9 protein-coding genes are annotated in these 7,895 nt (G+C 64.5%); all 9 read left to right on the top strand.

Annotated features, from left to right (window positions below; translation table 11 throughout):
- The first annotated feature begins 95 nt into the window (after positions 1 to 95).
- A complete protein-coding gene (gene dctP, locus B3873_RS07965) occupies positions 96 to 1,118 on the top strand; it encodes a TRAP transporter substrate-binding protein DctP (RefSeq protein WP_286865136.1) in 1,023 nt (340 codons plus the stop codon).
- Positions 1,115 to 1,693: a TRAP transporter small permease gene (locus tag B3873_RS07960; protein WP_286865135.1), complete on the top strand. Its 579-nt coding sequence runs from the start codon at positions 1,115 to 1,117 to the stop codon at positions 1,691 to 1,693. Before dctP ends, B3873_RS07960 begins: the two co-directional genes overlap by 4 nt.
- Positions 1,690 to 3,039: a TRAP transporter large permease gene (locus B3873_RS07955; protein ID WP_121041604.1), complete on the top strand. Its 1,350-nt coding sequence runs from the start codon at positions 1,690 to 1,692 to the stop codon at positions 3,037 to 3,039. The genes B3873_RS07960 and B3873_RS07955 overlap by 4 nt, the downstream gene beginning before the upstream one ends.
- The gene (gene mdcA, locus B3873_RS07950) at positions 3,040 to 4,707 is read left to right on the top strand and encodes a malonate decarboxylase subunit alpha (protein ID WP_134222654.1); all 1,668 of its coding nucleotides are present in this window, start codon (positions 3,040 to 3,042) and stop codon (positions 4,705 to 4,707) included.
- A gap of 24 nt (positions 4,708 to 4,731) precedes the next feature.
- On the top strand, positions 4,732 to 5,046 hold the full coding sequence (mdcC, locus tag B3873_RS07945; protein ID WP_134222653.1) for a malonate decarboxylase acyl carrier protein: 315 nt from the start codon (positions 4,732 to 4,734) through the stop codon (positions 5,044 to 5,046).
- The gene (locus tag B3873_RS07940) at positions 5,043 to 5,939 is read left to right on the top strand and encodes a biotin-independent malonate decarboxylase subunit beta (protein WP_286865133.1); all 897 of its coding nucleotides are present in this window, start codon (positions 5,043 to 5,045) and stop codon (positions 5,937 to 5,939) included. The genes mdcC and B3873_RS07940 overlap by 4 nt, the downstream gene beginning before the upstream one ends.
- Positions 5,940 to 5,948: 9 nt before the next feature.
- Positions 5,949 to 6,689: a biotin-independent malonate decarboxylase subunit gamma gene (gene mdcE / locus B3873_RS07935; protein WP_286865131.1), complete on the top strand. Its 741-nt coding sequence runs from the start codon at positions 5,949 to 5,951 to the stop codon at positions 6,687 to 6,689.
- Positions 6,690 to 6,691: 2 nt separating this feature from the next.
- On the top strand, positions 6,692 to 7,414 hold the full coding sequence (gene mdcG / locus B3873_RS07930) for a malonate decarboxylase holo-[acyl-carrier-protein] synthase (protein WP_286865129.1): 723 nt from the start codon (positions 6,692 to 6,694) through the stop codon (positions 7,412 to 7,414).
- A partial coding sequence (locus B3873_RS07925) for a triphosphoribosyl-dephospho-CoA synthase (protein ID WP_286865127.1) occupies positions 7,402 to 7,895 on the top strand: 494 nt, incomplete at its 3' end. The genes mdcG and B3873_RS07925, both read left to right, overlap by 13 nt.

The raw sequence follows: 7,895 nt of genomic DNA, 5'->3' as shown, positions 1-7,895 counted from the left end.
AATGCTTGACAATGTATGCGTTTCGGCTGAAATTGTATACACGATGAGAGCATAAAAACACAGTAGTTCCATCAATTCCTGGAGGAGATACCAGCATGACCGCATTCACCCGTCGCCATTTCCTTGGCACCCTAGCCGCTGCACCGCTTGCCGCCGCCATGCCCGCCGCCTGGGCGCAAACGGGCAGCCTGAAGATTTCTCACCAGTTTCCCGGTGGCACCCTGACAGAAGGCGACTTCCGAGACCGCCTGGTGCGCATGTTCGCCCAGCAGGTGAACGAAAAGACCAAAGGCGCCTTGAAGTTCGAGATCTATCCCGGCTCCTCGCTGATGAAGACCAACGCCCAGTTCTCCGCCCTGCGCAAGGGTGCGCTGGACATGTCGCTGGTGCCGCTGAACTATGCCGGCGGCGAAGTCCCGGAAACCAACATCGGCCTCATGCCCGGCCTGGTGACCTCCTACCAGCAGGGCGCCGCCTGGAAGAATGCCGAAGTAGGCAAGGAACTGGCCCGCATCCTGGGCGAGAAGGGTGTGGTGATCGTCAGCTGGATCTGGCAGGCGGGCGGCGTGGCCTCGCGCGGCAAGCCCATCGTCGATCCGGCCGATGCCAAGGGCATGAAGGTGCGCGGCGGTTCACGCGAGATGGACCTGATCCTGAAGGAAGCGGGTGCCGCCGTGGTGACCCTGCCGTCCAATGAAATCTACGCCGCCATGCAGACCGGCGCGATGGATGCGGCGATGACTTCGTCGACTTCCTTCATGTCCTTCCGCCTGGAGGAGGTGGCCAAGTCCCTCACGACCGGACGCGACAAGGCTTACTGGTACATGTTCGAGCCGCTGATGATGTCCAAGGCCGTCTTCGAACGCCTGCCCAAGGACCAGCAGGCCGTCATCATGGCCGTCGGTGCAGACATGGAACAGTTCGCCACCAAGGCTGCCCAGGCTGACGACATCGCCGTGGCCCAGGTCTACCAGAAGGCCGGTGCCAAGGTGGTCGACCTCAACGCCGAGGTCGTCAAGAAGTGGCAGGACATCGCCCGCAATACCGCCTGGAAGGACTTCGCGGCCCGCAATGCCAACTGCGCCAAGCTGCTGGCCCTGGCGGAGAAGACCGTATGAGCCACGGCTTCGAGATGCCCGGCGCGGCGGCCACGCGCCCGGCCGTACCGGCCAGCGCCCCGGTGGCCTGGCTGGCGGCCTTCCTGCAGGGCTACCACCGCGTGGCCGTGTTCCTGGGGATGATTGCGCTGCTGGTCACCTCTTGCATCCTCACCTATTCGGTGGTGGTGCGTTACTTCTTCCATCAGCCCACCGACTGGCAGGATGAAGCCTCGGTCTTCATGCTGGTTGGCGTGATCTTCCTGTGCTCGGCTTATGTGCAGTCGCTGCGCGGGCACATCGGTATCGAGGCGCTGGCCGGCTTGCTCTCGCCGCTGGCCAACAAGGTGCGCATGTTCATCGTGGATCTGGTGTCCTTCCTGTTCTGCGCCTTCTTCACCTGGAAGTCGTGGACCCTGTTCCATGAAGCCTGGGTGGAGGGGCAGACCACGTCGTCCACCTTTGCGCCGCCGCTGTGGATTCCGTATTCCCTGATGGCGCTGGGCATGAGCATGCTGACGCTGCAATTGCTGGTGCAGGTGCTCACGCGCATTACCGGCACCGTGCCTGCTGCAACGTCCGGAGGTGCGCAATGAGTCCGCTGACCCTGGGTGTGCTCTATGGCGTGGTCACCATCCTGGTGATGTGCTCGGGCATGCCGATCGCCTTTGCGCTGGGCGTGGTGGCGACCGGTTTCATGTATTTCTTCATGCCGGAATCGTCGCTGGATACCATCACGCAAAACGTTTATGAAGAAATCGCTTCCATCACGCTGCTGTCGATTCCGCTCTTCATCCTGAAGGGGGCGGCCATCGGCAAATCCCCTGCCGGCAAGGACTTGTATTCGGCCATCCACGCCTGGTTGAACAAGGTGCCGGGTGGTCTGGGCATCGCCAACGTGTTTGCCTGCGCGCTCTTTGCCGCCATGGCCGGTTCGTCGCCGGCGACCTGCTCGGCCATCGGCTCGGCGGGCATTCCCGAGATGCGCCGTCGTGGCTATTCACCGGGTTTTGCAGCGGGCATCATCGCCGCCGGCGGCACGCTGGGCATCCTGTTGCCGCCGTCCATCACCATGATCCTGTATGCCGTGGCCGCCGAGCAGTCGCTGGGACGCCTGTTCCTGGCCGGTATCGGGCCGGGCGTGCTGCTGGTGATCCTGTTTGCGGGTTATGCGGTCTTCCGGGCGCGCAAGGAATACAAGCTGGCGCATGCCGTCTACACCGCCGGTGGGGCCAAGTCGGCCTACCTGGATGACGAGCATTTCACGCTGGCCCAGAAAGTGGAAATGCTGCCGCGCGTGCTGCCTTTCCTGATCTTGCTGATCGGCGTGATGGTGGCGCTCTATGGCGGCCTGGCTACGCCCTCCGAAACCGCTGGCCTGGGCGCGCTGCTGGCGCTGGTGCTGATCGCGGTGGTCTATCGCATCTACAAGCCGAAAGAGATCGCGCCCTTCCTCAGTTCCACCATCAAGGAATCGGGGATGCTGCTGCTCATCATCGGCATGTCGCTGCTGTATTCCTACGTGATGAGCTACCTGCACATCAGCCAGTCGGCGGCGCAATGGGTGGTCGACCTGCACTTGTCGAAGTGGCTGCTGCTGGCCGTGATCCTGGGCATGGTGATCGTGCTGGGCTTCTTCCTGCCGCCGGTGTCGATCATCCTCATGACCGCGCCCATCATCCTGCCGCCGCTCAAGGCCGCCGGTTTCGACCTGATCTGGTTCGGCATCGTCATGACGGTGGTGATGGAGATGGGCCTGATTCACCCGCCGGTGGGGCTGAATCTGTTCGTGATCAAGAACATCGCACCCGATATCGCGCTAGGCGATGTCATCAAGGGTACGATTCCTTTCCTGGCGCTGATGTTTCTCGCGGTCCTGCTCTTGTGCATGTTCCCGGGCATCGCGACCGTATTGCCTGATTTGTTGATGGGAGCCAAGTAAATGAGTAGTAGCGAACGCGTGTGGAATGCGCGCCAGAAGAACCGTGAACAGCGGCTGGCGCGCGCCACCGCCGCATTGGGTAGCCAGTTGCAGGGCAAGATCGCGCCTGCGGACAAACTGGCGGAGCTGCTCTATGCGGTGCTGGAAAACGGCGACCGGGTCTGTGTCGAGGGCAACAACCAGAAGCAGGCCGATTTCCTGGCCAAGGGCCTGGCGGCACTCGATCCGGCGCGGGTCAACGGCTTGCACATGCTGTTTTCGGTGCTGGCCTTGCCGGAACATCTGGACGTGTTCGAGAAGGGCATCGCCGACCGGCTCGATTTTTCCTTCTCCGGTCCGCAGGCCGGCCGCCTGGCCAAGCTGGCCTCGGCCGGCAAGCTCAACATCGGTGCCATCCATACTTACCTGGAGCTGTTTGGCCGCTACTTCGTCGACCTGACGCCGCGCGTGGCGCTGGTGGCGGCGCAAGCGGCCGACCGCCACGGCAATCTCTATACCGGGCCCAATACTGAAGATACGCCGGCCATTGCCGAAGCGACGGCCTTCTCCAGCGGCATCGTCATTGCGCAGGTGAACGAAATCGTCGATGAGCTGCCGCGCGTGGACATCCCGGCCGACTGGGTCAGCTTTGCCATCAAGGCCCCCACGCCGCATTACATCGAACCGCTCTTCACGCGCGACCCGGCGCAGATTTCCGAGATCCAGGTGCTCATGGCGATGATGGCCATCAAGGGCATCTATGCCGAATACGGCGTGCAGCGCTTGAATCACGGCATCGGTTTCGATACCGCCGCCATCGAGCTGATCCTGCCGACCTATGCCGAATCGCTGGGCCTGCGCGGCAAGATCTGCAAGCACTGGGCGCTCAATCCGCACCCGGCACTCATTCCCGCCATCGAGGCCGGGTTTGTGGAATCCGTGCACTCCTTCGGCTCCGAGCTGGGCATGGAAGATTACATCCGCGCACGGCCCGATGTCTTCTTCGTCGGACCCGATGGCTCCATGCGCAGCAACCGCGCCTTCTCGCAGACGGCCGGCCACTATGGCTGTGACATGTTCATCGGATCGACCTTGCAGATCGACTTGCAGGGCAATTCCTCCACGGCCACGCTGGGCCGCATCGCCGGGTTTGGCGGTGCCCCCAACATGGGCGCGGATGCACGCGGACGCCGCCATGCCAGCGAAGCCTGGCTCAAGGCCGGCCAGCAGGCGCGCGCCGGACGCAATACCATTCCGCGCGGGCAGAAGCTGGTGGTGCAGACGGTGGAGACCTTCCGCGAGCACATGCAGCCGGCCTTCGTCGAGAAGCTGGACGCATGGCAGCTCGGCGAGCAGGCCAAGATGCCAATTCCACCCGTCATGATTTATGGCGACGACGTCACCCACATCCTCACCGAAGAGGGCATCGCCAACCTGCTGCTGTGCCGTACCGAAGAGGAGCGCGAGCAGGCCATCCGTGGCGTGGCCGGTTATACGGCGGTCGGCATGGGCCGCGACAAGCGCATGGTGGAAAACCTGCGCGACCGTGGCATCATCCGCCGCGCCGAAGACCTGGGCATCGACAAGCGCATGGCCACCCGCGACCTGCTGGCGGCCAAGAACATGAAGGACCTGGTGCGGGCCTCCGGCGGGCTGTACAACCCGCCCAAGCGCTTCCGCAACTGGTGATTTTCCCGCAATGAAAGCGACACTATGGAAACTTTGACTTTTCGCTTCGAGCACGGCCAGCGCCGCCTCAAGGCCACGCCTGAACTGGTCGGCGTGGTCAGCTCGGGCAACCTGGAAGTACTGATCGAGAATGCGGCGCTCAACGGTGCCTGCGCCATCGAAGTCAAGACCGCCGCGCGCGGCTTCGGCACCATCTGGGAAGCGGTGATGACCGACTTCCAGCAACGCTGGCAACTGGCCGATACCCGCATCTCCATCAACGACATGGGGGCCACGCCGGCCGTGGTAAGCCTGCGTCTGGACCAGGCCGTGGAAGCCATGGTGGAGGAGGGCGCATGAGTGCGAGCTATCTGGAAGCCACGGCGCGCGAGCGCATCCTGGCGGTGCTCGACGCCGGCAGCTTCAAGGAACTGCTGCCGCCCGCGCAGCGCGTAGTCAGCCCCCATTTGGGCCAACTTGATGCGCCGGTCTCCTTCGATGATGGCGTCATCATCGGCGAAGGCCTGCTGGGCGGACGTGCCGTGATGGCCGCCGCACAGGAAGGCGGATTCATGGGCGGGGCCGTGGGCGAGGTGCATGGTGCCAAACTGGTAGGGCTGCTCAAGCGCGCCATGGCCAGGCAGGCCGCAGGCGTGATCCTGCTGCTGGAAACCGGCGGCGTGCGCCTGCATGAAGCCAATGCCGGGCTCATCGCCGTCTCCGAAGTGATGCGTGCGGTGCTGGAGGCGCGTGCCGCCGGCATTCCCGTGATCGTGCTGGTCGGTGGCGCCAATGGCTGTTTCGGCGGCATGGGCATCGTGGCGCGCTGTGCCAATACCATCATCATGTCCGAGGAAGGGCGGCTGGCCATGTCCGGTCCGGAAGTGATCGAGACTGCCAATGGCGTCGAGGAATTCGATTCGCGCGACCGTGCCCTGGTCTGGCGTACCACCGGCGGCAAGCATCGCTACCTGATCGGCGATTGCCAGCAACTGGTGAGCGACGACATTGACGCCTTCCGCACGGCAGCCATCGCCGCGTTGTCCGCCGTCAGCGATGCGAAGCTCACGCTGGCCGGGCTGGAAGCCGAGCAGGAGATGCTGCGCCGTCGCATCGCCACTTTTGGCCATGCCGAGGACCCGATGGACATCTGGGCCGAGCTGGGCGTGGCCCGACCGGAAACGGTACCGATGCTGGAAGCCGCTGCCTTCACCGCCATGGCCGAGCGCCTGCGCATCGTTTCCACGGCCTGAGAGGAATTCATGAACCAGACTGTTACTCAACCCCAGGTCGACTGGCGCGCACTGGCGCAGGACTTGTTCCCGCAAGGCCACGCGATCACCGAGCAGGATCATTTTCTCTCCGGCACGGCGCAGGTGGATGGCCGTACCGTCACCGTGGTCGGTACCACCGGGCATACGCCCATCGGCATCGAAATTGCGCTGGCCCAGGCCAGTGCGATCCTGCAGACGGTGCGTGAACATCCCGGCCGGCCCATCGTGATCCTGGTCGATACCCAGGGCCAGCGCCTGCGCCACCGCGATGAAATGCTGGGCATCAACAGCTACATGGCGCATCTGGGCAAATGCGTGGAACTGGCGCGCCGTCAGGGCCATCGCGTGGTCGGCCTGGTGTATGACCAGGCGCTGTCGGGCGGCTTCATCACCAGCGGCCTGATCGCCGATGCCTGCTATGCCTTGCCGGAGGCGACCATTCGCGTGATGGGCCTGCCAGCGATGGCCCGCATTACCAAGGTGCCGGAAGAACGGCTGACCGAGCTGGCCAAGAGCAATCCGGTGTTTGCCCCCGGACCTGAAAATTATTTACGCATGGGCGGCGTTGCCGAGATCTGGAATGGGGACCTCGCCACGGCGCTGGCCGATGCGCTGGCCCAGGATCGCAGTGCCGACACCCGTGCGGCCACGGGTCTCGAACGGGGCGGGCGCAAGTGGGCGCAACGCGTCATCGATGCGGTCGCCAACGATACGCCCTTGAACGGATGAGCATGCCGTCCGCGTCCGCTCTGGCCGACTCGCGGCATCACCTGCTCTGGCTGAGCGAGGCGGGCTGGTCGCGCCTGCTGGCCGGTGGCAGTGATGCACGCCAGCAGGCCACGCTGCAGCACTGGCAGCGCATGCGCTGGCCGCTGATCGTGCGTCGCCGCGACGTGGAGGCCAAGGACGAAGAGATCTGTGTCGGCATCGCCTTGCCGCCCGATGCGCAGGGCAACAAGCCGCGCATCGCGCTGCGGGTGAGGGCCGATGAAGTGGCATCAAGCCGCGCGCCTTTCCTGCTGCGCGACATCGTCGCTGCGCGTCTGGCCGGTCTGCCGGCCGCGTGGCAGGCTGGGCTGGCGGAGTTGCAGGAGCACATGGAGCGCGCCGGTATTGCTCTCTCTGTATTCGGTTCTCTGGCCTGGCAGGCGGTGACGGCGCAAGTTTATCTGCGCAGCAGTTCCGACATCGACCTGCTGTTCCAGCCGCGCAGCCAGGCCCAGCTGGAAGCAGGCGTGAGGCTGCTGGCCTGGCAGGCGATGTTCCTGCCGCTGGATGGAGAAATCGTGTTTCCTGACGGGGCCGCCGTGTCGTGGAAGGAATGGCGACAGGTCGCGGTGCTGGGCAGCCATCCCGAAGGCCAGGTGCTGGTCAAGCGGCCAGCCAGCGTAGCGCTCGAACGCGTGGGCGCAGTGCGCGCCAGCCTGCCGCAGGAGCAGACATGCGCCGCCTGATGCAGCATCCCGATACGCTGACCCCGCCGCTGCACCATACGCAGAAGCGCCGCGCCGCCCGCGAGAACCTGGCCTTCTGCCGCCAGCTCGCGCGCCTGGCGGTGCGCAGCCTGTACCAGGAACTGGTGCTCTATCCCAAGCCCGGCCTGGTCTCGCGCGTGGACAATGGCAGCCACACCGACATGACGGCCGAGACTTTCCTGCGCAGTCTGTTTGCGCTGCGCCATTACTTTTTCCAGATCGCCGCCGCAGGCCTCGACGGCGCGTCTTTCCGCACCCTGCAGACGCTGGCGATTCGCGCCGAAGAGCGCATGTTGCGCGCCACCGGCGGCATCAACACGCATCGCGGCGCGATCTTTGCGCTGGGCATGCTGTGCGCGGCCACGGGATATGCGCGGGGCCGTCACATGCCCCTGCAACCGGCCACTATCCGCGCCACCTTGCTGATCCAGTGGGGCGATGCACTGGCCCGCCATAGCGC

The organism is Herbaspirillum sp. UBA812 (assembly GCF_002296545.1).
In the GTDB taxonomy this organism is placed as follows: Bacteria; Pseudomonadota; Gammaproteobacteria; order Burkholderiales; family Burkholderiaceae_D; genus Herbaspirillum; species Herbaspirillum huttiense.
Note: the sequence above shows the minus strand (reverse complement) of the source record. Positions and strands in the feature narration are given on the sequence as shown.

Bases quoted from the DNA above. Each gene is read 5' to 3' on its own strand.
- dctP (WP_286865136.1), top strand. From the start codon at position 96: ATGACCGCATTCACCCGTCGCCATTTCCTTGGCACCCTAGCCGCTGCA.
- B3873_RS07960 (WP_286865135.1), top strand. From the start codon at position 1,115: ATGAGCCACGGCTTCGAGATGCCCGGCGCGGCGGCCACGCGCCCGGCC.
- B3873_RS07955 (WP_121041604.1), top strand. From the start codon at position 1,690: ATGAGTCCGCTGACCCTGGGTGTGCTCTATGGCGTGGTCACCATCCTG.
- mdcA (WP_134222654.1), top strand. From the start codon at position 3,040: ATGAGTAGTAGCGAACGCGTGTGGAATGCGCGCCAGAAGAACCGTGAA.
- mdcC (WP_134222653.1), top strand. From the start codon at position 4,732: ATGGAAACTTTGACTTTTCGCTTCGAGCACGGCCAGCGCCGCCTCAAG.
- B3873_RS07940 (WP_286865133.1), top strand. From the start codon at position 5,043: ATGAGTGCGAGCTATCTGGAAGCCACGGCGCGCGAGCGCATCCTGGCG.
- mdcE (WP_286865131.1), top strand. From the start codon at position 5,949: ATGAACCAGACTGTTACTCAACCCCAGGTCGACTGGCGCGCACTGGCG.
- mdcG (WP_286865129.1), top strand. From the start codon at position 6,692: ATGCCGTCCGCGTCCGCTCTGGCCGACTCGCGGCATCACCTGCTCTGG.